The 24,927-nt window shown below is 70.6% G+C and carries 23 protein-coding genes; 11 read left to right on the top strand and 12 right to left on the bottom strand.

Annotated elements, in window-relative coordinates; translation table 11 throughout:
- Positions 1–3,270, bottom strand: a complete 3,270-nt coding sequence (locus KHC27_RS03025) for a helicase-related protein (RefSeq protein ID WP_213334879.1) — start codon at positions 3,268–3,270, stop codon at positions 1–3.
- A 66-nt stretch (positions 3,271–3,336) separates the two neighbouring features.
- Positions 3,337–4,149, bottom strand: a complete 813-nt coding sequence (locus tag KHC27_RS03020) for a DUF3108 domain-containing protein (RefSeq protein ID WP_213334878.1) — start codon at positions 4,147–4,149, stop codon at positions 3,337–3,339.
- A 263-nt stretch (positions 4,150–4,412) separates the two neighbouring features.
- Between KHC27_RS03020 and rpmB the strand changes: the two genes are divergently transcribed.
- Both rpmB and KHC27_RS03010 read left to right on the top strand, forming a co-directional pair.
- Positions 4,413–4,712 carry a 50S ribosomal protein L28 gene (gene rpmB / locus KHC27_RS03015; RefSeq protein WP_213334876.1) on the top strand — a complete coding sequence of 100 codons (300 nt, stop codon included), beginning with the start codon at positions 4,413–4,415 and terminating at the stop codon, positions 4,710–4,712.
- Positions 4,713–4,726: 14 nt separating this feature from the next.
- Positions 4,727–5,350 (top strand): queuosine precursor transporter, encoded by a 624-nt coding sequence (locus KHC27_RS03010; protein ID WP_213334873.1) that lies wholly within the window; start codon positions 4,727–4,729, stop codon positions 5,348–5,350.
- 105 nt (positions 5,351–5,455) lie between these two features.
- Here the strand turns inward: KHC27_RS03010 and KHC27_RS03005 are convergent, their stop codons facing one another.
- Positions 5,456–6,505, bottom strand: coding sequence for an esterase-like activity of phytase family protein (locus KHC27_RS03005; RefSeq protein WP_213334870.1), 1,050 nt, complete (start codon positions 6,503–6,505; stop codon positions 5,456–5,458).
- Positions 6,506–6,632: 127 nt separating this feature from the next.
- On the opposite strand from KHC27_RS03005, the gene KHC27_RS03000 reads away from it, so the two are divergent.
- The gene (locus KHC27_RS03000; RefSeq protein ID WP_213334867.1) at positions 6,633–7,160 is read left to right on the top strand and encodes a disulfide bond formation protein B; all 528 of its coding nucleotides are present in this window, start codon (positions 6,633–6,635) and stop codon (positions 7,158–7,160) included.
- Here KHC27_RS03000 and KHC27_RS02995 read toward each other — a convergent pair.
- The 5 genes from KHC27_RS02995 to KHC27_RS02975 form a co-directional block, all read right to left on the bottom strand.
- Entirely contained in the window at positions 7,133–7,690 is a 558-nt protein-coding gene (locus KHC27_RS02995) for an HNH endonuclease (protein ID WP_213334864.1), read from the bottom strand. The two genes, KHC27_RS03000 and KHC27_RS02995, sit on opposite strands and share 28 nt — an antisense overlap.
- Before the next feature lie 145 nt (positions 7,691–7,835).
- Positions 7,836–8,501, bottom strand: a complete 666-nt coding sequence (locus tag KHC27_RS02990) for an alpha/beta hydrolase (RefSeq protein WP_213334862.1) — start codon at positions 8,499–8,501, stop codon at positions 7,836–7,838.
- Positions 8,502–8,574: 73 nt separating this feature from the next.
- Positions 8,575–9,234: a DNA-3-methyladenine glycosylase family protein gene (locus KHC27_RS02985; protein ID WP_213334860.1), complete on the bottom strand. Its 660-nt coding sequence runs from the start codon at positions 9,232–9,234 to the stop codon at positions 8,575–8,577.
- Positions 9,234–11,186: a M23 family metallopeptidase gene (locus tag KHC27_RS02980; RefSeq protein ID WP_213334858.1), complete on the bottom strand. Its 1,953-nt coding sequence runs from the start codon at positions 11,184–11,186 to the stop codon at positions 9,234–9,236. The genes KHC27_RS02985 and KHC27_RS02980 overlap by 1 nt, the downstream gene beginning before the upstream one ends.
- 305 nt (positions 11,187–11,491) lie before the next feature.
- Positions 11,492–12,661, bottom strand: a complete 1,170-nt coding sequence (locus tag KHC27_RS02975; RefSeq protein ID WP_246518774.1) for a CE1 family esterase — start codon at positions 12,659–12,661, stop codon at positions 11,492–11,494.
- Positions 12,662–12,906: 245 nt separating this feature from the next.
- On the opposite strand from KHC27_RS02975, the gene sdhC reads away from it, so the two are divergent.
- The 5 genes from sdhC to gluQRS are packed head-to-tail and all read left to right on the top strand — an operon-like array spanning position 12,907 to position 17,314.
- Entirely contained in the window at positions 12,907–13,308 is a 402-nt protein-coding gene (gene sdhC, locus KHC27_RS02970; protein ID WP_213334856.1) for a succinate dehydrogenase, cytochrome b556 subunit, read from the top strand.
- Between the two features lie 10 nt (positions 13,309–13,318).
- Positions 13,319–13,717, top strand: a complete 399-nt coding sequence (gene sdhD, locus KHC27_RS02965) for a succinate dehydrogenase, hydrophobic membrane anchor protein (protein ID WP_213334854.1) — start codon at positions 13,319–13,321, stop codon at positions 13,715–13,717.
- A gap of 5 nt (positions 13,718–13,722) precedes the next feature.
- Positions 13,723–15,567, top strand: a complete 1,845-nt coding sequence (sdhA, locus tag KHC27_RS02960) for a succinate dehydrogenase flavoprotein subunit (RefSeq protein ID WP_213334852.1) — start codon at positions 13,723–13,725, stop codon at positions 15,565–15,567.
- Positions 15,568–15,611: 44 nt separating this feature from the next.
- Entirely contained in the window at positions 15,612–16,394 is a 783-nt protein-coding gene (locus KHC27_RS02955) for a succinate dehydrogenase iron-sulfur subunit (RefSeq protein WP_213334850.1), read from the top strand.
- Between the two features lie 50 nt (positions 16,395–16,444).
- On the top strand, positions 16,445–17,314 hold the full coding sequence (gene gluQRS / locus KHC27_RS02950) for a tRNA glutamyl-Q(34) synthetase GluQRS (RefSeq protein ID WP_425514854.1): 870 nt from the start codon (positions 16,445–16,447) through the stop codon (positions 17,312–17,314).
- Positions 17,315–17,322: 8 nt separating this feature from the next.
- Here the strand turns inward: gluQRS and KHC27_RS02945 are convergent, their stop codons facing one another.
- Both KHC27_RS02945 and KHC27_RS02940 read right to left on the bottom strand, forming a co-directional pair.
- Positions 17,323–18,267: an AEC family transporter gene (locus tag KHC27_RS02945; RefSeq protein ID WP_213334847.1), complete on the bottom strand. Its 945-nt coding sequence runs from the start codon at positions 18,265–18,267 to the stop codon at positions 17,323–17,325.
- A 6-nt stretch (positions 18,268–18,273) separates the two neighbouring features.
- Positions 18,274–18,597 (bottom strand): hypothetical protein, encoded by a 324-nt coding sequence (locus KHC27_RS02940; protein WP_213334844.1) that lies wholly within the window; start codon positions 18,595–18,597, stop codon positions 18,274–18,276.
- A gap of 585 nt (positions 18,598–19,182) precedes the next feature.
- Between KHC27_RS02940 and KHC27_RS02935 the strand changes: the two genes are divergently transcribed.
- Positions 19,183–19,383 carry a hypothetical protein gene (locus KHC27_RS02935; RefSeq protein ID WP_213334841.1) on the top strand — a complete coding sequence of 67 codons (201 nt, stop codon included), beginning with the start codon at positions 19,183–19,185 and terminating at the stop codon, positions 19,381–19,383.
- Between the two features lie 89 nt (positions 19,384–19,472).
- Here the strand turns inward: KHC27_RS02935 and KHC27_RS02930 are convergent, their stop codons facing one another.
- Complete coding sequence (locus KHC27_RS02930) at positions 19,473–21,689, bottom strand: primosomal protein N' (protein ID WP_213334838.1); 2,217 nt, start codon at positions 21,687–21,689, stop codon at positions 19,473–19,475.
- Positions 21,690–21,783: 94 nt separating this feature from the next.
- On the opposite strand from KHC27_RS02930, the gene KHC27_RS02925 reads away from it, so the two are divergent.
- Positions 21,784–22,794 (top strand): tyrosine recombinase XerC, encoded by a 1,011-nt coding sequence (locus KHC27_RS02925; protein ID WP_343210817.1) that lies wholly within the window; start codon positions 21,784–21,786, stop codon positions 22,792–22,794.
- A 284-nt stretch (positions 22,795–23,078) separates the two neighbouring features.
- Positions 23,079–23,207, top strand: a complete 129-nt coding sequence (locus tag KHC27_RS21825; RefSeq protein ID WP_281416954.1) for a hypothetical protein — start codon at positions 23,079–23,081, stop codon at positions 23,205–23,207.
- 315 nt (positions 23,208–23,522) lie between these two features.
- Here the strand turns inward: KHC27_RS21825 and lpdA are convergent, their stop codons facing one another.
- Entirely contained in the window at positions 23,523–24,926 is a 1,404-nt protein-coding gene (lpdA, locus tag KHC27_RS02920; RefSeq protein WP_213334833.1) for a dihydrolipoyl dehydrogenase, read from the bottom strand.
- Position 24,927 lies beyond the last annotated feature (1 nt).

Here is a 24,927-nt window from a genome sequence, read left to right as displayed (position 1 = left end):
TCAATGGCCGTTCTTTTCGGCGTCCATGCGGGCCTTCAGCGCCATCAGCTTGGCGAAGGGCGAATCGGGATCCACCGGACGCTCGCTGCGGGACTCCTTGCGGGGCTCGTTGCGTGGTGGCTGGAAGCGCGGCTCGCCGCCGCGCTCGCGCTGCGGACGTTCACGCCGCTCGTCGCCACCGCGCTCGGGCCGCGGCGGCGTCTCGCCGCGGGCTTCATGGCGGCGGTCGCCGCCGTGGTCGGGCCGCGGGCGGCCGGGCCGGCCGTCGTCGCGGCGAGGACCGCGGTCGCCGCGCGCCTCGCGATCGGGACGATCACCACGGGCTTCACCCCGACCGGCGTCACTGCGCGGATCGGGACGGGCCTCGCCGGTCGCCGCCGGCGCTGCCGCAGGGCGCGCGCCGCGCTCGCCCTGCGGGCGGCCGCCGCGGCCCTGGCCGCGCTGGTTCGGTCGCTGCTGCCCGGGCGGGCGGCCCGGACGCCACACCTCGATCATGGCCGGCTCGGCGGGGGCATCGGCGGTGGTCGCGCCGGCCTCGATGGCGGGCGACGGCGTGGCTTCCGTAACCGGCGCCTCGTCAGCCGTGGTCGCGACCGCGCTGTCGTGCGCGGTGGCGTCAGGCGTGTCAGCCGGCGCGGCGGCGGCCTCCGGCTCCGCTGCCGCCACGGGGGCGTCCTCGGCCGGGTTCGCGAGGGTTTCCTGCGGCGCGTCGGCCGCTTCCGGCGCGTCGGCCGTCTGTTCGTCGGTCGCGGCTCCGGCGACCTGTGCCTCGGCCGTCTCGGCGGCCGGCGCCGGTGCGGGCCGGCGTTCCATGCGGTAGCCGAGCGAGCGCAGGATCGAAGCGAAATCCTCGCCGGCGCAGCCCGCCAGCGAGGTCATCGCGACGGTGGCGACGAAGCCGGAGCCATCCAGCGCGCCTGCCGGCTTTTCGCCGGGCATGCCCGGGCGCCACGCCAGCGCGGGGCGGATGAGATCGGCCAGACGCTCCAGGATATCGACGCGGACCGCGCGCTCGCCCGCCACGCGGAAGCCGACCGCGCGGTAGAGCCCCTTCTGGATCTCGGGATCGACCGGGATCGAGGTGCGGCCCGACGACGCGAGGTGGGGAAGTTCGTCCAGGCCCTTCTGCTGGAGCCCGCCATGCTTGAGGGCCCAGAGCTGGGTGGCAAGTGTGCGCGGCGCGGGCTTCAGCAGCGCCGGCAGGTAGATGTGGTGGGCGCCGAAGCGCACGCCGTGGCCGCGCAGCAGCGCGCGCGCCTCCTGCGGCAGCGACTTCATCTCCTCGGCGACCTTGTGCCGTTCCAGCACGCCGAGGGCTTCCACGATCTGGAAGGCGATGCCGCGCGCGATGCCGGTGAGGTCCTCGGCACGGCCGAGCGCCAGCAGCGGGCCGAGCAGCTTCTCGATGTGGCTCTTCAGCCAGAGGTCGAGCCGGGCCTGCACAGCGTCGCGGGCGGAGCCCGTCAGGTGCTCGTCGGCGATGATCTTCAGCCGGGGCTCGAGCACTTCCTCACCCGAAATCAGCTTCGCCACCGGCTCGCCGATCCAGCGCACGGTGCCATCGCTCGACAGCACGAAGGCGTCGTCGCCGGCCTCGGCGAGCTTGGCCGCGCGGGCCTCGATCTCCCCGGACAGCGCCTTCTGCGCCGTCGCGCGCAGCGCCTTGGCCTCCGGGCCGCCGGCCGATGGATCGGCGGCGAACTGGAAGCCGAGGAGGTGGCCGATCACATGGCCTTCGACGACCACGTCGCCAGTCTTGGTGATTTCAGTTTCGAGCATTGTGTTTTCTCGCAGGCGTCGCATCAGGACGCTGGTACGGCGATCGACGAAACGGTGGGCCAGCCGCTCGTGCAGCGCGTCCGAAAGTCGATCTTCCACACGCCGTGTGACACCTTGCCAGTGCTCCGGGTCTTCGAGCCAATCCGGTCGGTTCGCCGCAAAGGTCCAGGTGCGGACCTGGGCTATGCGACCCGACAGCGTGTCTATGTCACCTTCCGCTCGGTCCGCCAAGGCCACTTGTTTGGCAAACCAGTCGGTGGAGATGCGGCCCTGCCGCATCAGGTCGCCATAGACGGTGATGACGAGGTCGCTGTGGGATGCGGGCGACACCTTCCGGTAGTCGGGAAGCTGGCAGGCCTCCCACAGCCGCTCGATGCCGGGACGGTCGGTCGCGTAGCGCTGGACCACCTCGTCGCGGGCGGCCACTTCCAGCACGCGCACATCGTCGGCGGTGGGAGCGCGGGTGAGGCCTTCCTCCCGCGGCGGCTCTCCAAGGGAGCGCAGCAGCGCGGGAATCGTGCGGTAGTCCAGCGCCGCGTTGCGCCACTGCAGGACGCGGTGGGCGTCGAAGCTGTGGGCTTCCAGCCGCTCCACCATCTCGGCGTCGAAGGGCGGGCAGCGCCCGGTGGTGCCGAAGGTGCCGTCCCGCTGCGCCCGGCCCGCGCGGCCGGCGATCTGCGCGAGCTCGCCCGGGTTGAGCCGGCGGAACTGCCAGCCGTCGAACTTCACATCCCCGGCGAAAGCGACGTGGTCGACATCGAGATTGAGCCCCATGCCGATCGCGTCGGTGGCGACGAGGTAGTCGACATCGCCGTTCTGGTACATTTGTACCTGGGCGTTGCGGGTGCGCGGCGACAGCGCGCCCAGCACGACCGCCGCGCCGCCCCGCTGCCGCCTTATCAGCTCGGCAATGGCGTAGACCTCCTCGGTGGAGAAGGCGACGATGGCCGAGCGGCGCGGCAGCCGGGTGATCTTCTTCTCGCCGGCGAAGGTGAGGTTCGACAGCCGGGGCCGCACCAGAATGTTCACGCCCGGCAGCAGCTTCTCCACCAGCGGGCGCATGGTGGCGGCGCCGAGCAGCAGGGTTTCCTCGCGCCCCCGCCGGTTCAGCAGCCGGTCGGTGAAGACGTGGCCGCGGTCGAGATCGGCGGCGATCTGTATTTCGTCCAGCGCCACGAAGGCGACGTCGAGGTCGCGCGGCATCGCCTCCACCGTCGCCACCCAGTAGCGCGGGTTCTTCGGCTTGATGCGTTCCTCGCCGGTGATGAGGGCCACCTGGTCGCTGCCCGCCCGTTCCACCAGGCGCTGATACACCTCGCGCGCGAGCAGCCGCAGCGGCAGTCCAATGAGCCCGCTGGAATGGCCGAGCATCCGCTCGATGGCGAGATGCGTCTTCCCGGTATTGGTAGGGCCGAGCACGGCAGTGACGCCGCGAGCCCGCCCGGCGGGCGGCAATATCCGGCCGCCCGCCGGGGGTGTTGCAATGTTCATGGGCCGATCAGTCCATCGGGCCGAAAGGGAGGCCGTTATATCACAGGCTTTCGCCGCGTGCCGACGCTATTTGCCCCGGCTGTCCGAGGCCTCGAAGCTCACCGCCTCGAGCTGCGCGGTGCCGATGGCGGTGGCCACCGAGGCGCGGAACGGCATGAGCAGCCGCGTTCCGGGGATCGGCACCAGCCACACATAAATGTCCTTGTTCTTCATCATGTATTTGACCGCGCTGCGGTCGGGCCGGTGGCCGGAGACGGGCTGGTAGGCGATGCGGCACACCAGCGCGTCGCCGGCATAGCCGTTCTCCGCCTTCACCGCTTCGGTGCGGACATAGGACAGGGCGAGGTCATAGCGCTGACGGCCGTCGAAGATCGGAATGGTGCGGTCGCAGGAATCGGCGGCCAGCAGGTCGCCCTTGCCCGGCACCAGGATCAGCGAGCCGGTCATCGGGTCCAGCACGCCCTTCTTGTCGGCATCGCTGACGGGCACGCGGTCGCTCGATTCCTTGACCGGAGGTTCGACGGCGACATCCTTCACGGCGTTGGCCGCCAGCACGAGGCGGATGGCCTCGACCTTGCGGTCGCTGACGGCTTCCATGGTGAAGGCCTGCGGCGAGAGCCTCTCGCGTCCCAGCGCTCCGCGGGCGCCGGCGGTGCCGCGGCCCTGGGAGACCGCCTGCAGCACGCCGGTGATGCGCGCGCTGCCGGAAGCGACATAGGACGAGGACGCCACCTCGATCAGCAGGCTCGCGCGGCCGAGCTCCAGCCCGGCGATGGAAATGCGGTAGCGGGCATCCACGCGACCATCCGCATGGCCGGGCCCGCTCGCCACGGTCATTGCAGCCAGCGCCAGTGTCGCCGTAAACAGGTTGCGTCGCATGCGAGCCGGATTCTGCGTGCCCGCGCCGGAATCGCGCGGGAACTCGTGCCCCTACAATAGGATCGCGTGGGAAGGCGGCGGAACTGTGGCCCGGGCGGCGAGGCCTCCTTGCCCCTCCACGAGCCGGCGGCCACCCTCCGGCTTGACGTGTCGTGGCCTCTTGCCTATAGGAGCGCACTCTTTGGATCGATGCCATCGGCTTGATCGAGGGGCCAATGCATGGCCTCCGGCGCCGCGGCTGTGAAAACTTAAGGAAGTCCACGATGTCCCGTCGGTGCGAACTTACCGGGAAGGCGGTTCTGACCGGCAATCTCGTGAGCCACTCCAACCGCAAGACCCGTCGGCGTTTTCTGCCGAACCTGGTGAATGTGACGCTCACGAGCGATGCCCTTCAGCGTTCCGTGAAGCTGCGCGTGAGCGCCAATGCCCTCAAGTCGGTCGACCACCGCGGTGGTCTCGACGCGTTCCTGCTGAAGGCCAAGGTCGACGAGCTGTCGCAGAAGGCTGCCGAGCTGAAGCGCGCCGTCGAGAAGGCCAAGGTCGCGGCGCCGGCGGCGGCGTGAGCCCTGCCGCGGCCATGCGAGCGAACGACGAGCACGTTCCCCTGACGAGGCTGGCTCTGCCGATCGCCGCCATGATGGCGGTGGTCGCGGCGTCCAACGTTCTCGTTCAGTACCCCGTGCAGATGTTCGGGCTCCAGGAGGTCCTCACCTGGGGGGCGTTCTCCTATCCCGTGGCGTTTCTCGTCAACGACCTGACCAACCGCCGTTTCGGCCCCGCGGTCACCCGGCGGGTGGTCTATGTCGGCTTCGCGCTGGCGGTGGCGCTCTCGGTGTGGCTGGCCACGTCGCGCATCGCGCTGGCCTCCGGAACCGCTTTCCTGGTCGGCCAGCTGCTCGACATCGGCGTGTTCAACCGGCTGCGCCGCCTGGCGTGGTGGCGGGCGCCGCTGGCCGGAAGCCTGCTCGGCTCGGCGCTCGACACGGTGGTGTTCTTCTCGCTTGCCTTCGCGGGCGATCCTTCCATGTCGGACCCCGTGGCCTACGGGCTGTTCGCCACCTCGGTCACCGTGCCGCTGTGGGTCGGGCTCGCCTTCTTCGATTTCCTGGTCAAGCTGAGCTGCGCGCTGCTGGCACTGGTGCCTTACGGCGCGGTGATGGGCTGGCTGCGGCCCTGGCAGCCTGCCGCCGCCTCCCGCTGAGGCTATCCCTTCTGCATCTCGGTCAAAGCCGCCCGATCGGGCGGCTTTTCTGTTGGGCGCCGCCTTCCCGCCTGAGGAGGTCGACCGCGCTTCCCGTGCCCTTCCTCAGGGCGCCGCCTGCGGCGCGATAACGGCGAAGCGCAGCAGCACGGTTCGCTGAAGCTGGTGGTTGAAATTGTCGTCGGAGATCAGGGTGAGGATGATCTCGCCCGCCGCGTTTCGCGTCACGGCCAGCCCTTCCATGTTGTCGATGGCGCTGGTCGGGCCGGCGGTGATGAGCACGTCGCCCTCGATCCGGGCGCCGGGCCGGATCTCCGCCAGCGGGAAGCGCCTCAACCGCATGCCAACGCCGGTGAGCCAGGAAAACCGCCGCTCCAGCAGATAGACCATGCCGTCCGGCCCGAGCGCCATATCGGTGGCGTCGAAGCCCTCGCTGCGGGCGATGCTGAAGCTGCCGCGGAAGCGCGGGGCGAAGATGAAGCCCGGCAGGCTGTCGACCGCGGTGGGGTCGCTTTCGCCGACCGCGATCAGCGCCGGCTCGCCGAGGCCGGGCAGCGGCGCCGCCATCAGGGCCTCGATCCCGTTGTTGTAGGCGAGGCGTTTCAGCTGGCCATCGGTCGGCCATGGCCGCCCGCCGGCGCCCGCAAGTCGCGACCCGGGAAAGAACCAGATTTCCTGCACCCGCTCGATGCCGACGGCGAAACCCCCGGGCAGGCGGGCCAGCGATTCGGTGTCGCCCCGGCCGAACGAGGCCAGCGTGCGCCCGCGCTGGTCGCGCAGCGGCCCGGTGGTCACGTTGGCCATGCCCGTCGGTCGGTCCCCCTCGGTCAGCAGCTCGCCGGCGAACCAGTCGCCATGGTCGGAGAGGGTGAGGAAATGCCGCCCATCCAGTTCCAGTATGAGGGACGACAGCCCGCCAAAGCGTGGATTGGCCGAGCGCAGCTCGATGCCGCCCCGGAATTCCAGTCGGCCATAGCGGCGGCCGGCCAGATCTCCCGCTGAGAAGGCGGGGATAGGCGTGGCGACCACCGTGAGCGGCTGCGCCGCTGTAACCGCTGCGGCCGGCGCCGATGAAGTCGCCATCACGGGCGCCGCCCAAGCGAGCACGGCGAGCGCGAGGGTGGAGGCCGCGAGGCGGGTCAGAGCGGGCTTCATCCGGTTACCTTGCGTGAGGAGGGCGCGGCGGGTTGGGATCGTGCCGGCCTTGTGACCAGGGGCCCATGGACATGCCCGCCGTTGCCGGTCTAGTCGAGGGCGGCGATGCCATGAAGGGGAGACGGCGATGGTCGCGCACACGGGAACGAATGCCTTTCGCCTGCCCGCCCTTGCCGCCGCCATCGTCGCGGCCGGTGGCGCGGCAACGCTGGCAGGGGCCTGGTTCTTCCAGCTCGTGGTCGGGCTCGCACCCTGCCCGCTCTGCCTCGAACAGCGCATTCCCTATTATGCCGCGGTTCCCGTAGCGCTGCTGGCCCTTCTGCTGGCCCGGCGGGGCTCGCCGCTGGCGCGCTGGGTCTTGCTGCTGGCGGGGCTGCTCATGGTGGTCGGCGCGGCGCTGGCGCTTTACCACACCGGGGTGGAGTGGAAGTGGTGGCAGGGCCCGACCGAATGTTCCGGTGCCGGCCCGGTGCAGTCCACCAACATCCTGCTCGACATGCAGAAAGCCCGCGTCGTCCGTTGCGACGAGGCCCCGTGGCGGCTGTTCGGGGTGTCGCTGGCCGGCTACAACGTACTGATCGCCACGACGCTGGCCCTCGTTGCGCTTAGCGGCGTGGTGGCCCGGGGTCACGGGTCCAGCTCGGTGTCCCAGTAGAGATAGTCCATCCAGCTATCGTGGAGATAGTTGGGCGGAAAATGGCGGCCGTTCTGGTGCAGGTCCTGCACCGAAGGCTGGAAGGGCTTCTGTCGCGGCCACATCTGGGCTTCCCGGGGCAGCAGGCTGCCCTTGCGCAGATTGCAGGGCGAACAGGCCGCGACCACGTTCTCCCACGTGGTCTGGCCACCCTGCGAGCGCGGAATGACGTGGTCGAAGGTCAGGTCGTCACGCGAATCGCAGTACTGGCAGGTGAAGCGGTCGCGCAGGAAGACGTTGAACCGGGTAAAGGCCGGCTGGCGCGCCGGGCGGATGAAGGTCTTGAGCGACACCACGCTCGGCAGCCGCATCTGGAAATTGGCGCTGGAGACCTGCCGCTCGTAGTATTCGACGATGTTCACGCGATCGAGGAACACCGCCTTGATCACATCCTGCCACGCCCAGACCGAGAGGGGGTAATAGCTCAGCGGGCGGTAATCCGCATTGAGCACGAGGGCAGGCCATGAACCCGGAGACAACGGCGCCGACAAGCACTTGCTCCCTGCCTAGAGCATCCACTCGGCGACGGCGCCGAGCGACGCACTGGGATAGTCTACAGGGAGCATGTCAGTCTTGTGAAGCGGGCCGGCCGTGCGGGGGGCGCTTCCGCCGGTCGTTCGGTGCCCCGCCGGTGATTCAGCGTGGCGCGAGAACCCGCACCAGGAAGTCGCCGGCCAGCTCTAGCCCTTCCTCGTCGATGCCATGGCCGAGCCCGCGGATGACGTGCCACTCCGGCGTGATGCCGCCGGCGGCGAGGCTCACCCGTGCCCGGCTGAGGGCGCCGACCGGAATCACCTCGTCGCGATCGCCATGGATGAGCAGCACGGGCGGGCGGGCGCGCGGCTGCGCGCCCGCGGCTTCCGCCTCCCGTTCGGAGGGCTGGGCGTGCACGCCGGAGAGGGCGACGATGCCGGCGGGCGCCTCGGCCCGGCGCAGCCCCGTGTGGAGCGCCATCATCGCGCCCTGGCTGAAGCCGACCAGCGCCAGTCGCGACGCCGGCAGGTCGTGGCGGTTCAGTTCCGCGTCAATAAAGGTCTCCAGCGCAGGGTGGGCGGCCTGCACCCCAATCCAGCGCTCGCGGTCGTTGCGCTCGACATAGCCGAACCATTGCCGGCCGACGGGCGCCATGCCGCAGGGCTCGGGGGCATGGGGAGACACGAAGGCGGTGCCCGGCAGCCGTTCCGCCCAATAGCTTCCGAGATCGATGAGGTCGCGCCCGTCAGCGCCATAGCCGTGCAGCAGCACGACCAGCGAATCGGGCGCCCCGCCGGAGCGGGGCGGAAGGCGCGGGCCGTCGAGCATGGCAGTCTCCCGGGAATGGCGGGGGATCATCGCGAATTCGGACGGCGGCGCAATCCTTGATTTGATTCGAGGCTCAAACCGGGCTTGCCGGGCGCCCCCGCCGGGCGGCATAGGCCGCCCAGAGCAGATGCGCCGCCGCCCCCCGCCACGGCCGCCACGGCTGCGCCAGGGTCGCGAGTTCGGCCGCCGACAGCCGGACCGGATGGCCCAGCGCCTCGGCCGCCGCCACCTGCAGCGCGAGATCGCCGGCGGGAAAGGCGTCGGCCCAACCGAGGCCGAACAGCAGATACACCTCCGCCGTCCAGGGCCCCACGCCGGGCAGCGCCAGCAGGGCGGCCCGCGCCGGTTCGGCCTCCAGCCGGTCGATGGCGTCGAGCCCGGCGCCCGTCGGCAGCCGATCGATGATTCCCAGCAGGGCGCGGATCTTGGGGCGCGACAGCCCGGCCCGGCGCAGCCCCTCCTCACCCGCACGGCGGACGCTCTCCGGCGTCGCCGCCCCGCCGAGTTCGGCCTCCAGCCGGGCGGAGAAGCCGCGCGCCGCGGCGGTGGAAACCTGCTGGGCGAGGATGATGTCGACGAGGCCGGCAAAGCCGGGAGGTCGGCGCCGCAGCGCCGGCATGCCATGGCGTGCATACAGCCCGGCCAGCAGCGGATCGCGCCCGGCGAGGATCTCGACCGCCCGGTCAAGGGCCGGCTGGTCGTCCAGCCGCCCGTTCCAGCCGGCCGGCGGCATCAGTCGGTGGCGTCGTCGAGGCGCACGGCCTTGCCCGCGACCTTGGGCGGGGTCGTGTGATTCAGCAGCGTGTCGATCTTGGTGCGATTGTCGGTGAAGTCGGCCAGCACCTTGCCGTCCAGGGCCCGGCCGCGCGGCAGCCGGATGCGCATGGGGTCGACGAAGCGGCCGTTCACCAGCACTTCATAGTGCAGATGCGGGCCCGTCGAGAGGCCGGTGGAGCCGATATAGCCGATGAGCTGACCCTGCCGCACCCGCACACCCTCGCGTATGCCCTTGGCGAAGCCGGACTGGTGCGAATAGGTGGTGGTGTAGCCGTTGGCGTGCTGGATTTCGGTGCGGCGGCCATAGCCCGAGGTCCAGGCCGCCTTGGTGATCACGCCATTGCCCGCGGCATAGATCGGCGTGCCGACCCGATCGGCCCAGTCGACGCCGGAATGCATGCGGGTGAAGCCGAGAATGGGGTGGCGGCGCATGCCGAAGCCGGAGCGCAGCGTGCCGCCCAGCACCGGCTTGCGGACGAGGAACTTCTTCGCGCTCTTGCCGGTCTCGTCGTAGAAGTCGACCACGCCGTCATCGGCGGTCTGGTAGCGGTAATAGCGACGCTCCTCGCCGCCCACCGTCAGCCCGGCATAGAGCACGCCGCCGGCGCCGCCGCTCTCGTCCGGCTCGTACAGCACCTCGAGCGAATCGCCCGGACGCACGCTGCGCTGGAGATCGACGTCGAAGGAGTAGATCCGCACCAGGCTGGAGATCACCTCGCGCGGCATCTCGTGCCGCAGGCCGGTCTCCCACAGGCTGTCATACAGCGTGATGCCGCCGCGCCCGCCGCCGTCGTCATCGGCGTCGTCGGGTCCCACATCGGCGAGCTGGGTGTCGCCGACATCCTGCACCGGCAGGTATTTGCCCATGTCCGAGAGTGCCACCGTCCCGAGATGGCCGTCGTCGTTGAACAGGCTGACGCGCAGGGGGATCGGCGAGTTGCCGCTGGGGTCGAGCAGAACCTTCAGGCGGACGCCCTCGGCGAGCTTGCCGTCGGCCACGCCGCCGGCAAAGGCGGCTGCCGCCGCTTTCGCCGAGACATCCGGTACGCCGAGGCCTTTCAGGATCGAGACCACCGTGTCGCCCTTGCGGACGACAACCGCGCGCTCCGACCACTCATTGCCGCCGGTGGCATCGGTGCCGGTCTTGGTGATGGAGGAGACGTTGTCCGGCGCGGAGAGACCGTTGTTCGGGTCTGCCGGCCCCGCCGGGGCATAGGCAAGCCCCCCGCCGAAGGAAGCAAGTGTCGGCGTGCGCGGGTCGAGCGTTGGCGCGTCGAACTCGGCGGCCTCGCGCACCTTCATCAGCACGTCTTCCATCGGCAGCTCGGCGGCGAGCTTGGCGCTGGGTGGCAGCTGGGTGAGGTCGCGCAGCACGATGGTGACCTCGCCGGTGGGCTCGGCCTGCGGGGCGTCCTCGTCGTCCTTGCTGTCCATGGTCTCGGCGATCAGCTTCGCCGGGTTGAAGCGGGGCACGTCGACCGAAGCCGACGTCACCGACATGGCGAGGTTGGCGCTCACCTTGTTGATGGCGCGGACCTTGATGACCTCGCGCCCGTCCACCTTGCTGGTGGAGGACAGCCGGAGAGTCTGCTTGGCGCTGAAGGTTTCGGTGAGCACCGACATCCGGTCGCCCTTGCGGGCGGAGTTCGACGGGCGCTCACCCGCCGCGAGCGCGCCGCGCAGGGAGGAGCGCACGGTCTCGGGCAGCTGCGCGAAACGATATTCGCCGTCCAGCGCGGCATAGACCGCCCCGCCCATGAGCGCGGCACCGCAGATGCCGGTGAGAAGGGTGGCCATCAGCCAGCGGATGGATATCCTGCGGCGGTCGATCGGCTCCTCGGCATCGCCATCGACGCCGAGCGGCGGCTCTTCGCCGAGATCGATGGCGCCGGCGCCGTGACGCCGCATGCCGTTCGGTCCGCGCCGGTTCTCCAAGAGCCATCCCCACTTTCCCGGCGCCTGCCCGCTTTTCCGCGCGTGCCGCTGGCGTCGAACCCGTCGTGGCGCCGTTGTCCGGCACCGTGATCGTTACCTGTTACCTCCCGCGGGGGCGGCAGACGATGCCGTCGCGTGCCGCCTGCGTCAACCCGCACGGCGACCGGGTCGGCGAATCCCGGCGGCCCCGGTCGGAAGCGGTGATGTAAAGACCCCGCCCGCGGCGAAACCATGGCGGCCATCTCATCGGCCGGGCGGTCTTCGCGCCAGGCACCGCGTCAAGGCGCGCCGGGCCGGCGGAGCGGCGACGGCGGGGGCAGCGGAATGCCGCCGGGCGGGGGCGTGGTGGCATGGGCAGACGGTCCATGCGGCGCAGCTCCCGAAGATGAAGCGTCGGTTGCCGCAGCCTCGCCGCCTGGAGCCGTCTCCCCGGCCGGCGGCGGCCAGTCGCCATACTGGCGGAAGAAATTCCAGATCTCCTGCGGCGCATCCATTCCCGAGCGGCGCGGGCCGAGCACCAGCGAGGCGAGCGTGTCCATCGGTCCGACCGAGCGGGCCGGCGGCTGGTGGCCGCCCTCGATCTCGTAGAACGCCACGCGCGTGCCCCCGGCGCAGCTGTCCCACCGGGTGATGCTCGCGCCGGCGGTGCGGGTGAGGGAGGGCGGATTGCAGCCGTCCAGCCGCGCGAACAGCTCGGCGCTCTCATGCGCCGACATCAGCTCGGCACCCGGTGTGGGCCGGCCGAACATCGGAACAATGGGGTCGTACGTGCCGTTCATGAGCAGGATGGGCACCGGCCGGGAGGGCCGGCACGTCTCGGCATAGACCTTGGGCGCGGTCATCATCATGGTCGCGAAGGCGGCGAAGCTGTCGGCATAGCGGCAGGCGATATAGGCCGTGAGGAACCCGCCATTCGAAAACCCCATGAGATAGGAGCGGCCGGGATCGGCGATTCCCTGCGCCACCAGCAGGTTCTTCACGCCCAGGATGAAGGCGCCGTCGTCGCGGGATTGCAGGATCGGCATGATGCCCGCCACCGATCCCCTCCCGTCGTTCCACAGCAGGTTCAGCCCCTTGGGGTAGGCGACGACGAAGCCCTCCTGGTCGGCGATGTCGTCGAGATCGAGATAGGACTGGAAGACTCGGGCGGGCTGCCAGGCGCCGTGCAGCGCGATGACCAGCGGCCACGGGCCCGGTCCGGCATGGCCCGGCATGCGCAGGATGAATTCGCGGCGGCGGCCGCCGGACGTGATGGTAATGATCTCGCCGCGGCCCGCCGGCAGCGGCACCGATTCGGCATCGGGTGGCGGCGGCATGGATATGCCGGCCTCCGGCTCCGACGCCTCCGGCACGACCCCCGGCTGGGCCGAGAGCGGGAGCGGCATGAGCAGGGCGGCCAGCGCGACGACCATTGCGCGGAAAGGGTAACTGGGCTTCGCGCCACGCATACGTCAGGCAATCCTCGGCAAGGACGCTGTATTAGAAGGACGAAAAAGGGCGGTTGCTGCCGCGAAGCAGCCGGGCCACGTTACCGCAGCGACCTGCGACAGGGCGAGGGGGGTGCGGGAAGCCCCGGCCTATGCCATAGGTGGCGCGCTGCAGCGCAGCGCGACGTGATAGATATCGCCTTTGGAATGATTGCGAACTCCGATCGTTTACTTTACGCACTCCCAAGTGATTGAAGGGTCAGAAAATGTCCCAGACGCCGCGGTCCATCGACCGGCCCCTGTCGCCGCATCTCCAGATCTACCGGCCCATGCTCACGATGATGATGTCCATCGTGCACCGCATCACGGGCGTGGCGCTGTATTTCGGAACCCTGCTGCTGGTGCTGTGGCTGGTGGCCGCCGCGACCTCGCCCGAGGCCTACCGCCTCGCCAGCGCCATTTCAGGCAGTTTCCTCGGGCTTGTCGTGCTGTTCGGCTATAGCTGGACGCTGATCCACCACACGCTCGGCGGCATCCGCCATTTCATCTGGGATACCGGCCATGGGCTTGGGCCCGAGTGGCGCGAGGTGATGGCCAAGGCGACGATCGGCGGTTCGGTGGCGCTCACCGTGCTGCTCTGGGTCGTGATCTGGATCGTGAAGAGCTGAGGACGCCCCCATGAGCACGCCTTCCGGCACGTCCATGCGCACCGCCCGCCGCCGGGTCTCCGGCCTCGGTTCCGCCCGCTCCGGTACGGAGCATTTCTGGATGCAGCGGGTGACGGCGCTGGCCAACATCCCGCTGCTGCTCGTCTTTCTCGGCATTCTCATCGCCGTCGCCGGCTCGACCTATGAGGAGGCCCATGCGCTGCTCGGCCGCCCGTTTGTCGCCATCGTGATGGCGCTGGCGCTGATCTCGGTGACCAATCACATGCGTATAGGCATGCAGGTGGTGATCGAGGACTACGTGCACGCGGAAGGCCCCAAGGTGGTCGCGCTCATCGGCAACATCTTCTTCTGCGCCGCGGTCGGTCTCGCCGGCGTGTTCGCTGTTCTCAAGATCGGCTTCGGAGGCTGATGGCCATGGCAGAGCTCAACACCGCGAGCGGTGCACGGACCAACGGCGCGGCGGGCGTCGCCTCGGCCTACCCGATTGTCGACCATACCTATGACGTGGTGGTCGTGGGCGCCGGTGGCGCCGGCCTTCGCGCGGTGGTGGGCTGCTCCGAGGCGGGGCTGCGCACGGCCTGCGTTTCCAAGGTCTTCCCGACCCGCTCGCACACGGTGGCGGCGCAGGGCGGCATCGCCGCCGCGCTGGGCAATATGAGCGCGGATGACTGGCGCTTCCACATGTACGACACGGTGAAGGGCTCCGACTGGCTCGGCGACCAGGACGCCATCGAATATCTGGTGCGTCAGGCTCCCTCGGCCGTGTATGAGCTCGAGCATTGGGGCGTGCCGTTTTCCCGCACCGAGGCGGGCAAGATCTACCAGCGCCCCTTCGGTGGCATGACCACCGACTACGGCAAGGGCACCGCGCAGCGCACCTGCGCCGCGGCCGACCGCACCGGTCACGCCATGCTGCACACGCTGTATGGCGCGGCGCTGAAGCACAACGCCGAATTCTACATCGAGTATTTCGCCCTCGACCTCATCATGGACGAGGACGGCCGCTGTCGGGGCCTCATCGCCCTGAAGATGGACGACGGCACCATCCACCGCTTCCGCGCCCAGACCACCATTCTCGCCACCGGCGGCTATGGCCGGGCCTATTTCTCCGCGACCTCCGCCCACACCTGTACCGGCGACGGCAACGCCATGGTGCTGCGTGCCGGCCTGCCGCTGCAGGACATGGAGTTCGTGCAGTTCCATCCCACCGGCATCTACGGCTCGGGTTGCCTCATCACCGAGGGTGCGCGCGGCGAGGGTGGCTATCTCACCAATTCCGAAGGCGAGCGCTTCATGGAGCGCTACGCCCCCTCTGCCAAGGATCTGGCCTCGCGCGACGTCGTTTCCCGCTCGATGACCATGGAGATCCGTGAGGGGCGCGGCGTCGGCAAGAACAAGGACCACATCTACCTGCACCTCGACCATCTCGACCCGGCGATCCTCCACGAGCGGCTCCCCGGCATTTCCGAGAGCGCCCGCATCTTCGCCGGCGTCGATGTGACCAAGGAGCCGATCCCGGTGCTGCCGACCGTGCACTACAATATGGGCGGCATTCCCACGAACTTCCACGGCGAGGTCGTGACCAAGAAGCACGGCAATCCCGACCATGTCGTGCCGGGGCTGATGGCGGTGGGCGAATGCGCCTGCGTCTCGATCCACGGCGCCAACCGGCTCGGTTCCAACTCCCTGACCGACCTCGTGGTGTTCGGCCGGGCCGCGGCGCTGCGCTGCGCCGAGCTGCTGACCCCGGGCGACAAGCAGCGCGAGCTGCCGGCGGGCTCGGCCGATGCGGCGCTGGCGCGGCTGGACCGCTTCCGCACCGCCGATGGCGGCACCCCGACCGCCGAGCTGCGCCTCGCCATGCAGAAGGTCATGCAGAACAACTGCGCGGTGTACCGCACCGGCGAGGTGCTGGAGGAAGGCCGCCACCTCATCGCCGAGGTGTTCGCCGGCACCGACGACATCCGCGTGTCCGACCGTTCTCTGGTGTGGAACTCCGATCTCATCGAGACGCTGGAATACGACAACCTCATCGGCCTTGCCGCCGTCACCATGGAAGGTGCCGCCAACCGCACCGAGAGCCGCGGCGCCCATGCCCGCGAGGACTACCCGGAGCGCGACGACGCCGGCTGGATGAAGCACACCCTCGCCTTCGTGGATTTCGAGACGCGCTCGGTGCGGCTCGACGACCGGCCGGTGCACACCTACACGATGAGCAACGACATCCAGTACATCGAGCCCCGCAAGCGGGTGTATTGAGCCCGCCGCTCCGCGCTTCCGGGCGCTAGAGGATGAATGCCGCCATGGTCCAGCTGACCCTTCCGAAGAACTCCCAGATCACCGAAGGCACGGCCTGGCCGAAGCCGGGCGGGGCCAACCGGCTGACGGAATACCGCATCTACCGCTGGAACCCCGACGACGGGAAGAACCCGCGCATCGACACCTATTACGTCGACCGCGAGGATTGCGGGCCGATGGTTCTCGACGGGCTCATCTGGATCAAGAACAAGGTCGACCCCTCGCTCACCTTCCGCCGCTCCTGCCGCGAGGGCATCTGCGGTTCCTGCGCGATGAACATCGACGGCACCAACACGCTGGCCTGCCTCAAGAGCATGGATGACGTGCGCGGCTCGACCGTGAAAGTCTACCCCCTGCCGCACATGCCGGTGGTGAAGGACCTGGTGCCGGATCTCACCCAGTTCTACGCCCAGCACGCCTCGATCGAGCCGTGGCTCCACACCCAGACCCCGGCGCCGGAGCACGAATGGCCGCAGTCCCGTGAGGACCGCGAGAAGCTCGACGGCCTCTATGAGTGCATCCTGTGCGCCTGCTGCTCGACCTCGTGCCCGAGCTACTGGTGGAACGGCGACCGCTATCTCGGTCCCGCCGCTCTGCTGCAGGCCTATCGCTGGCTGATCGATTCCCGCGACGAATCCACCGGCGACCGGCTGGACCATCTCGAGGACCCGTTCCGCCTGTATCGCTGCCACACCATCATGAACTGCGCCAAGGCCTGCCCGAAGGGGCTGAACCCGGCCAAGGCGATCGCCGAGATCAAGAAGATGATGGTGACGCGCCAGTTCTGAGCCGCACCGGGCTTTCAGCAGGCGGGACCCTCGACAGGTCTGCGCCGGCAATGTCTCCTCCCATAATGCCCGCCGATCCGCGCCCCGTCTTCCGCTTCGCGCCGACCCCGAACGGCCGGCTGCATCTCGGCCATGTCCGCTCGGCCCTGCTGAATGCGGAGGCGGCCCGACGCGAGCGCGGCAGGTTTCTCCTGCGGATCGAAAACATCGACCCTGCCCGCTGCCGCCCGGAGCACGAGGCCGCCATTCTCGCCGATCTCGCCTGGCTCGGTCTCGACTGGGAGCGTCCGGTCCGGCGGCAATCGGAGCATATGGCGGAGTATGCCGAGGCTCTCGCCCGGCTGGAGGCGATGGGGCTGGTCTATCCCAGCTTCGAGACCCGCGCCGAGATCGCCGCTGCGGTGGCGAAGCGGCCGGATTGGCCGCGCGATCCCGACGGAGCACCGATCTTCCCTTTCGAGCGTGCGTCCGCCGCCGCCCGGGCCGGCCGCGCCGCCGGAGAGCCGTTCGCGCTGCGGCTCGACATGAAGGCGGCGCTGGCCCGCCTGCCACCGCTGTTCTGGTCCGAACAGGGCGAGGACGGGATTGCCCATGTTGCGGCCGATCCGGCGGCCTGGGGCGACGTGGTGCTCGCCCGCAAGGAGGTGCCGACCAGCTATCACCTCGCCGTGGTGGTGGACGATGCGCTGCAGGGGGTGACCCATGTCATCCGCGGCAGCGACCTCAAGGCGGCGACGGCGATCCACCGTGTGCTGCAGGCCTTGCTGGGGCTGCCGGCCCCGCTTTACCGCCACCACGGCCTCGTTCTCGACGCAGAAGGCCGCAAGCTCGCCAAGAGCCGCGGCTCCACCGCCCTCGCCGAGCTGAGGGCGGCGGGCCTGTCGGCCGGGGAGATCCGGCGCCGCGCGCTGGAAGGGTGAGGCCGTGCTCAGCCGACCCCGAGCATCAGGAACCAGAAGGTCACCGTGAGCAGGCTCAGCGCGGTGGACAGCGACACCGCGCCGGCGGTGGCGGCGACGCCGGCGCCATAGCGTTGGGCCAGCAGATAGGCGTTGATCCCGCAGGGCATGGCGGCGAAGGCAACCGCCACCTTCGCCCAGACCGTCGGCATGGGCAGCACCTGCACCAGCCCGAACACCAGCAGCGGGTGCAGCCCGAGCTTGAGCGCCGTGATCACGGCCGCCGGGCCGAAATCGCCGCGCAGCGGATAGCGGTGCAGGGCGAGCCCGAGCGAGACCAGCGCACAGGGCACGGCGGACGCGGCGAGCATGTCCAACGTCTGCTTCAGCACGCCGGTGGGCACATAGCCCGCCAGCTTGGCGATTCCGCCGGCATAGATGCCCAGCAGGATGGGATTCAGCGCCAACGTGCGCGCCAGCTTGCGCAGGCCAGCGCCGCTCAGCCCGGTTGCCGCGCCCTCCGTCAGCACCGTCGCCACCACCATCATGATCGGCAGGTGCACGGCGATCAGCAGAAACAGCGGCACCGCCCCCTCCGGCCCGAACGCCTGCAGGATCAGCGGCACGCCGACGAAGACGGTGTTGGCCTGTCCGGCGGCAAAGCCCTGCACCACGCACTCGGTGTGGCTGCGGCCGAACAGCCGGCGCGCTGCCGTCATGCCGAGACCGAAGGCGATGAACGCGCCGGTGAAATAGGCGATCCAGTAGCCCCAGGGCTGGCCTTCGCGCGGCAACCCGGCCTCGGCCAGCGTCTTGAAGATGAGCACGGGAACGGCGAGGCCGAAGACATATTCGGACAGGCCGTCGGCTGCCCGCTCGGTCAGATGGCCGGTTCGGCTGACGAGATAGCCGAGGCCGACCAGGCCGAAAACGGGCGCCACGATGAAGGCGATGGCGCCGAGCTGGAGCAACATGCGCCGTCAGGCCGCCACATCCACGGCCGCGACATTGGCGGGCGCCGTGTCGTGGGCGGGGGTGGACAGCAGCCGGACCTCCCGCACCACCGGCATCGAGGCCAGCCGTGCGCACAACCGTTCGGCCACCTCCACCGGGGCGGCAAAGCCGATTTCGGCGTGCAGCGCGGCCGGTGCGATCAGGGCCGGGCGGGTCGCCGCGGCGCCGTCGACGCGGATGCGGAACGGCAACACGTCATGGATGGCGAAGGGCTCCAGCACCCGCAGCAGCGCATTGGGATGGGCGTCAGCCTCCACCGCGAGGCGATGACGGGGATAGTCGCAGGACATGGCATGAATCCGGAAAAGGGACAGGCAGGCGCGATCAGGACTCCCGGCCGAACGTATCGGCCGGGCGGCGAATTCGCCGGGTCGCGCTAAGTCGACGCGCTGTCTTTTCCGTGGTCGTCATGGTGCCGTCACGCTACGCGCGGCCCCTTCTCACGTCAATGCCGCAGCGTGGCGGGATGTGCCGCGATGCGTTGATGTTGCTGGAAGCCGCAGGCACGCTGGCGCTGTGGGATACCGCGCCGGCGGCCTTGGCCGTCGGTGTCACTGGAGGCTTGGGACATGAAGTTTTGTGCCGTTTCGATCGTCGCCGTTCTCGGCCTGCTGGTGGCCGCCTGCGGTGAGCCCGCGCCGGGCCCGCAGGGCCCCGCCGGTCCTGCGGGACCTGCCGGTCCTGCCGGGCCGCAGGGTCAGGCCGGCCCTCCCGGTGCGGTGGGGCCTGCCGGTCCAGCCGGCCCCGTCGGTGCCGCCGGCCCGGCCGGTCCCGCGGGTCCCGCCGGTCCTGCCGGCCCGCAGGGCGAGGCCGGCCCTCCCGGACCGCAGGGGCCTGCCGGTGCGGCTGCTACGGCCTCCGCCGCGGCGGGCGGCGTGCGCGTGCTGGTGCGGCGCGAGTGTTTCTCGCCCGGCGGCTGCGATCATTACTGCGAGCCGGGGGAGGTCATCGTGAACGCCTATCTCGCCCCGGCGAGCGGCGAGGTTCGGCTGCTCTCCGAACGCGAGGCCCACTTCACCCCGCGCGACGTCGACGGCAAGCGGCCGGCCATGGTGCTGGTCTGCGCCAAGGAGTGACCCGGTAGAAGGGGGCGCGCCGTCCCGGCGCGCCTCCATCCCCCGCAGGCGCTGGGGCGCCCGTGGAGCCCGTTTTCGCGGGGAGAGCCCTAGACGAAGCTCTGCGGGTCGATGTCGATCTCGACCTTGAGGCTGCCGGTGGCGCGCGGGGCGGCGGCCATCCATGCCCGGACATAGGAGGAAAGATCGAAATTCCGGGCCGAGCGCGCCAGCAGGCGGAAGCGGTGGCGCCCGCGCAGCATGGCGAGCGGCGCCTCGGCCGGGCCCATCACCCGCACCTCGGCGGTGAAGGGCGAGCAGGCCGCCAGCGCCCGCGCATGGACCTGCGCCGCGTGGGCGTCGGTGCCCGACACGATGAGGGCGCAGAGCCGGGCGAAGGGCGGCAGGAAGGCCTCTTCGCGCGCGGCGATCTCCCGGTCGTAGAAGGCGTCGCGGTCGCCCGCGACCAGGGCCTGCATCACCGGGTGTTCGGGCATGTAGCTCTGGAGATAGGCCCGGCCGGCGACGTGGGCGCGCCCGGCGCGGCCGGCGACCTGATGCAGCATCTGGAAGGTGCGCTCCGCCGCCCGGGGGTCGCCATAGCCGAGCCCGACATCGGCATCCACCACGCCGACCATGGCGAGGCCGGGGAAATTGTGGCCCTTGGCGACGAGCTGGGTGCCGATGACGATGTCCACCTCGCCGCGCGCCACCGCCTCCAGCTCGAGACGCAGCCGCTCCACCCCGCCGCTGAGGTCGCTGGAGAGCACCTGCGTGCGGGCCTGCGGCAGCAGGGCCTGCACCTCTTCCTGCAGCCGCTCCACCCCCGGCCCGCAGGGAATGAGGCTGTTGGGTTCGTGGCAGTGCGGGCATTCGGCCGGAACCGGCATGGCATAGCCGCACTGGTGGCATTCCAGCCGGCGGCGGAAGCGGTGTTCCACCAGCCAGGAGGAGCAGGAGGGGCAGCGGATGCGGTGGCCGCAGGAGCGGCAGAGGGTGAGGGGGGCATAGCCGCGGCGGTTGAGGAACAGCAGCGCCTGGCCCCCGGCCTCCAGGGTCTTCGCCATTTCCTCGGCCAGCCGGGGGGCGATCCAGCGCCCCTTGGGCGGCCCTTCGCGGCGCAGGTCGATCGGCTCCAGCCGCGGCACCAGCGCCCCGCTGAAGCGGGTCGGCAGGGTGAGGCGGCGGTAGCGCCCGCGCCGGGCGTTCACCTCGGTTTCAAGCGAGGGCGTCGCCGAGGCCAGCACGACGGGCGCGCCGGCGAGATGGCCCCGCACCACCGCCATGTCGCGGGCGTGGTAGTGCACCCCGTCCTCCTGCTTGTAGGCGGTGTCGTGCTCCTCGTCGACAATGATGAGCCCGAGGTCGCGGAACGGCAGGAACAGCGCGGAGCGGGCGCCCGCCACCACGCTGACCTCGCCCTCCGCCACGCCGCGGAACACCTTCGCCCGGCGGCGGCTGGCGACGGCGGAGTGCCACTGCGCCGGGCGCACCCCGAAGCGGCGGGCGAAACGGTCGAGAAAAGCCTGTGTCAGCGCGATTTCCGGCATCAGGATCAAGGTTTGCCGACCCTGCCGGATCGCGCTCGCCACCGCCTCGAAATAGGTCTCGGTCTTGCCCGAGCCGGTGACGCCGTCGAGCAGGTGGACCCTGAAGCTCCGCGATTCCACCGCGGCGCAGAGCGCCGCCGCGGCCTCCGCCTGCGCGGGGGCGAGCTCGGGGGCGGCATGGTCGGGGTCGGGCGGTTCGGCGGCGGGCTCCGGGGCGAGCACGGCGGTTTCCAGCACCCCCTCGTCCACCAGCCCGTCGACCACCGAGGCGGAAACGCCGGCGTCCCGCGCCGCCTCGGCCTTGGCCCGCAGCTGCCCGTCGCCGAGCGCCTCGATCAGCCGGGCGCGGGCCGGCGTAAGGCGTTGAGGACGCTTGCTTCCCAGCCGGACCCCGGTGCGCTCGCGCCCGGTCTCCGCGTTCTCGTCGTGGCGCAGCGCAAGGCGCAGCACCATGCCCGGCGGCGTCACGGTGTAGTCGGCGATCCAGCGGATGAGAGCGAGGAGGTCCGGGCGCAGCGGCGGCACCGCGCACCGCCGCAGGATGGGCTTCAGCTTTGCCGGGTCGAGGGGCGCGCGCTCCCCCGGGCTCGGCCAGACGCAGCCGAGCATCTGGCGCGGCCCGAGCGGAACCACCACGATGTCGCCCGGCGCCACCTCCATGCCTTCCGGCACGCGGTAGGAATAGGCCGAGCCGATCGCGACGGGCAGCAGCACGTCGACGATCCGTGGCGGCGTGACCGGGAACAGCAGGGGACTGGCGGGGGTGGAATCGGGCATTAAGGCTCGGGGAACGGATGGCCGGGCAAGATGCTCCCGACCTCTCCCAGTGGCAAGCATTGCAGCGGTGGACCCGGCCATGGCGAGCACCGACATCCAGAAGGCGGCGCGGGCGGAGCTGACGCTGATGGCCGCCGCCGGCCCGCCGCTGGAGCCGGCGCTGCGTGGCTGGCTCGACCGGCTGGCCCATGAGCGGCGGCTCTCGGCCAAGACGCGGGAGGCCTATGCCCGTGACATGACAGGGTTTTTGACGCTGCTCGGGCGGCATCTCGGCGAGCGCCCGACCCTGCCGGCGCTGGCGGCACTGGCGCCCCGCGACGTGCGGGCGGTGATCGCGGCGCGGCGGGCGGAGGGCATCGAGCCGCGCACGCTGGTGCGCTTTCTCGCCGCCGCCCGCTCCTTCGCCCGGCATCTGGAGCGGGAGGGAATCGGCAAGGTGGCGGCGCTGGCGGCGGTGCGCGCGCCCAAGGTGGCGGCGAGCCTGCCGCGCCCGGTCGGCATCGGCGATGCGCGGGCGCTGGCCGATCCGGCGACGCGGGCGGGCGAGGCGCGGGAGGACTGGGTCCTCGCCCGCGATGCGGCGGTGATCGCGCTGCTCTACGGCTCCGGCCTGCGCATTTCGGAGGCGCTCGGCCTCACCGCCGGCGAGGTGCCCGCCCCCGGCGCCGGCGACCATGTGACGGTCACCGGCAAGGGCGGGCGCACCCGCATGGTGCCGGTGCTGCGCACCGTGCTGGAGCGGATCGCGGCCTACAAGTCCTTGTGTCCGTTCGATCTTCCGCCAGCGGAGGCGCTGTTTCGCGGCACCCGGGGCGGGCCGCTGTCGCCGCGCATCGTGCAGCAGGCGGTGGAGCGGATGCGCGGCGCGCTCGGCCTGCCGGACAGTGCCACGCCCCATGCGCTGCGGCATTCCTTCGCCACCCATCTGCTGGCGGGGGGCGGCGACCTGCGTTCGATCCAGGAGCTGCTGGGCCACGCCTCGCTGTCGACGACGCAGGTCTACACCGCCGTCGATGCCGCGGCGCTGATGGCGAGCTGGCGCTCCGCCCACCCCCGCGCGCGGCTGCCGGAGGTTCCGGCCAAGCCCCGCTCGGAGGGTGGATGATCCGTGCGGTGAGGTGGACGATGCGGCCGATCATTCCCGCAGTTGGGTAATATTATACAGAAGACGTGTGCGGCGTCCGGCCCTCCCCGCCGGAGGATCGCGCGGCCACCATCGCGGCCGCCGCTCCGGCCCCTGAAGCCGGCGGCGCGGTGGGCTGGCATGTGCGGCGCTACACGGCCGCGTGACCTCGCGCCGGCGTGACTTCCGCTGCGTCACTTCGCGCTTTCAATCCGCGCCGTCTCCGCTACCCTTGGGTCATCGAAGCCAGACGAGGAGAAGGTGACATGAAGCGTTTCGCCGCCGCGCTGTGCGCGCTGTCCTTCACCGTGGCGCTTTCGGGGGCGGCGCTGGCCGACTGCCCCGCTCACGCCGCGGCCAAGCCGCAGACCAGCACCCCGACGCAGGGGAGCTGACCCTCCTTCCCATGGCCGGCTGCCGGGCGATTCCCCCACGCCCGGCAACAGACGCCTGACGAGCGGCCCGGCGCCATCCCCGCCGGGCCGTCTCTCGTCTGGGTGTCGGGGAGCGCGCCCGCTGCCGGTGGCTCGCCGGCCGGGCTTCGCGCCGGGCGGCCGGGAGGCTTCGCCAGGGCGCGGGCCGCTGGGCCTCACGAGCCTGCCGCTGCCGTGCCTGCCGCTGCCGTGCCACCCGGAAACGGCTTCCCATGCAAAAAGGGCGGCCCCGGGGCCGCCCTTCGCTGCTGCGCGTGCCCCGGCCGTGCCGGCGGCTCACATGTGGATGGAGCGCTTCTCCACCGCCATCGCCGCCTCCTTCACCGCCTCCGAGCGGGTGGGGTGGGCGTGGCAGGTGCGGGCGAGATCCTCCGAGGAGCCGCCGAACTCCATCAGCACCGCGCATTCGTGGATCAGCTCGCCGGCTTCCATGCCGATGATGTGGACGCCCAGCACCTTGTCGGTGGCGGCGTCGGCCAGAACCTTCACGAAACCCTCGGTCTGGTTGTTGGCCTTGGCCCGGCCATTGGCGAGGAAGGGGAACTTGCCGACCTTGTACGCGACGCCCGCCGCCTTCAGCTCCTCCTCGGTCTTGCCGACCGAGGCGACCTCCGGCGAGGTGTAGACCACCCCGGGAATGACGTCGTAATTCACGTGGCCAGCATGGCCCGCCAGCAGCTCGGCCACCGCCACGCCCTCGTCTTCCGCCTTGTGCGCCAGCATCGGGCCGGCAATGGCGTCGCCGATGGCGAAGATGCCGGCGACGTTGGTCTGGTAATGCGCGTCGGTGACGACGCGGCCGCGCGGGTCGAGCGCCACGCCCAGCGCCTCCAGCCCCAGCCCGGCGGTGTAGGGCACCCGGCCGATGGCGACCAGCACCACGTCGGCCTCCAGCGTCTCGGCGGCGCCGCCGGCCGCGGGCTCGACCGAGACCGAGAGCCCGGCCCCGGTCTTCGTCACGCCGGTGACCTTGGAGCCCAGCCTGAAGGCGAAACCCTGCTTCTGCAGGATCCGCTGGAAGCTCTTGGCGACGTCGAGGTCCATGCCCGGCAGGATGCGGTCGAGGAATTCGACCACCGTGACCTCGGCGCCGAGCCGGCGCCACACGCTGCCGAGCTCCAGCCCGATCACGCCGGCGCCGACCACGATCAGCTTGCCCGGCACCTTCTCAAGCGTCAGGGCGCCGGTGGAGGAGACCACCTGCTTCTCGTCGATCTCGATGCCCGGCAGGCGGGCGACGTCGGAGCCGGTGGCGATGACGATCGCCTTCGTCTCCAGCTCGGTGGTGGTGCCGTTCTCCTGCGCCACCGCGACCTTGCCGGGGGCGGTGATGGTGCCGGTGCCGAGATAGGGGGTGATCTTGTTCTTCTTGATGAGGAAGTCGACGCCCTTGGTGTTGCCCTCGACCGCCTTGTCCTTGAAGCCCATCATCGCCTTGAGGTCGAGGGTGGGGGCGGGGACGCCGATGCCCATCTCGGCGAAGGAATGGCCGGCCTCCTCGAACAGCTCGGAGGCGTGCAGCAGCGCCTTGGAAGGGATGCAGCCGATGTTGAGGCAGGTGCCGCCGAAGGTGGCGCGCTTCTCGACCACCGCGACCTTGAGCCCGAGCTGGGCCGCGCGGATGGCGCACACATAGCCGCCGGGGCCGGTGCCGATGACGATCAGGTCGTAGGAGGACATG

Source organism: Ancylobacter lacus (assembly GCF_018390635.1).
Classification (GTDB): Bacteria; Pseudomonadota; Alphaproteobacteria; order Rhizobiales; family Xanthobacteraceae; genus Ancylobacter; species Ancylobacter lacus.
This window is presented reverse-complemented; position numbering and strand designations above follow the sequence as displayed.

Coding starts and splice junctions, on each gene's coding strand:
- KHC27_RS03025 (WP_213334879.1), bottom strand. CDS start 3,270: ATGAACATTGCAACACCCCCGGCGGGCGGCCGGATATTGCCGCCCGCC.
- KHC27_RS03020 (WP_213334878.1), bottom strand. CDS start 4,149: ATGCGACGCAACCTGTTTACGGCGACACTGGCGCTGGCTGCAATGACC.
- rpmB (WP_213334876.1), top strand. CDS start 4,413: ATGTCCCGTCGGTGCGAACTTACCGGGAAGGCGGTTCTGACCGGCAAT.
- KHC27_RS03010 (WP_213334873.1), top strand. CDS start 4,727: ATGCGAGCGAACGACGAGCACGTTCCCCTGACGAGGCTGGCTCTGCCG.
- KHC27_RS03005 (WP_213334870.1), bottom strand. CDS start 6,505: ATGAAGCCCGCTCTGACCCGCCTCGCGGCCTCCACCCTCGCGCTCGCC.
- KHC27_RS03000 (WP_213334867.1), top strand. CDS start 6,633: ATGGTCGCGCACACGGGAACGAATGCCTTTCGCCTGCCCGCCCTTGCC.
- KHC27_RS02990 (WP_213334862.1), bottom strand. CDS start 8,501: ATGCTCGACGGCCCGCGCCTTCCGCCCCGCTCCGGCGGGGCGCCCGAT.
- KHC27_RS02985 (WP_213334860.1), bottom strand. CDS start 9,234: ATGCCGCCGGCCGGCTGGAACGGGCGGCTGGACGACCAGCCGGCCCTT.
- KHC27_RS02980 (WP_213334858.1), bottom strand. CDS start 11,186: ATGCGGCGTCACGGCGCCGGCGCCATCGATCTCGGCGAAGAGCCGCCG.
- KHC27_RS02975 (WP_246518774.1), bottom strand. CDS start 12,661: ATGCGTGGCGCGAAGCCCAGTTACCCTTTCCGCGCAATGGTCGTCGCG.
- sdhC (WP_213334856.1), top strand. CDS start 12,907: ATGTCCCAGACGCCGCGGTCCATCGACCGGCCCCTGTCGCCGCATCTC.
- sdhD (WP_213334854.1), top strand. CDS start 13,319: ATGAGCACGCCTTCCGGCACGTCCATGCGCACCGCCCGCCGCCGGGTC.
- sdhA (WP_213334852.1), top strand. CDS start 13,723: ATGGCAGAGCTCAACACCGCGAGCGGTGCACGGACCAACGGCGCGGCG.
- KHC27_RS02955 (WP_213334850.1), top strand. CDS start 15,612: ATGGTCCAGCTGACCCTTCCGAAGAACTCCCAGATCACCGAAGGCACG.
- gluQRS (WP_425514854.1), top strand. CDS start 16,445: ATGTCTCCTCCCATAATGCCCGCCGATCCGCGCCCCGTCTTCCGCTTC.
- KHC27_RS02945 (WP_213334847.1), bottom strand. CDS start 18,267: ATGTTGCTCCAGCTCGGCGCCATCGCCTTCATCGTGGCGCCCGTTTTC.
- KHC27_RS02940 (WP_213334844.1), bottom strand. CDS start 18,597: ATGTCCTGCGACTATCCCCGTCATCGCCTCGCGGTGGAGGCTGACGCC.
- KHC27_RS02930 (WP_213334838.1), bottom strand. CDS start 21,689: ATGCCCGATTCCACCCCCGCCAGTCCCCTGCTGTTCCCGGTCACGCCG.
- KHC27_RS21825 (WP_281416954.1), top strand. CDS start 23,079: ATGAAGCGTTTCGCCGCCGCGCTGTGCGCGCTGTCCTTCACCGTGGCG.
- lpdA (WP_213334833.1), bottom strand. CDS start 24,926: ATGTCCTCCTACGACCTGATCGTCATCGGCACCGGCCCCGGCGGCTAT.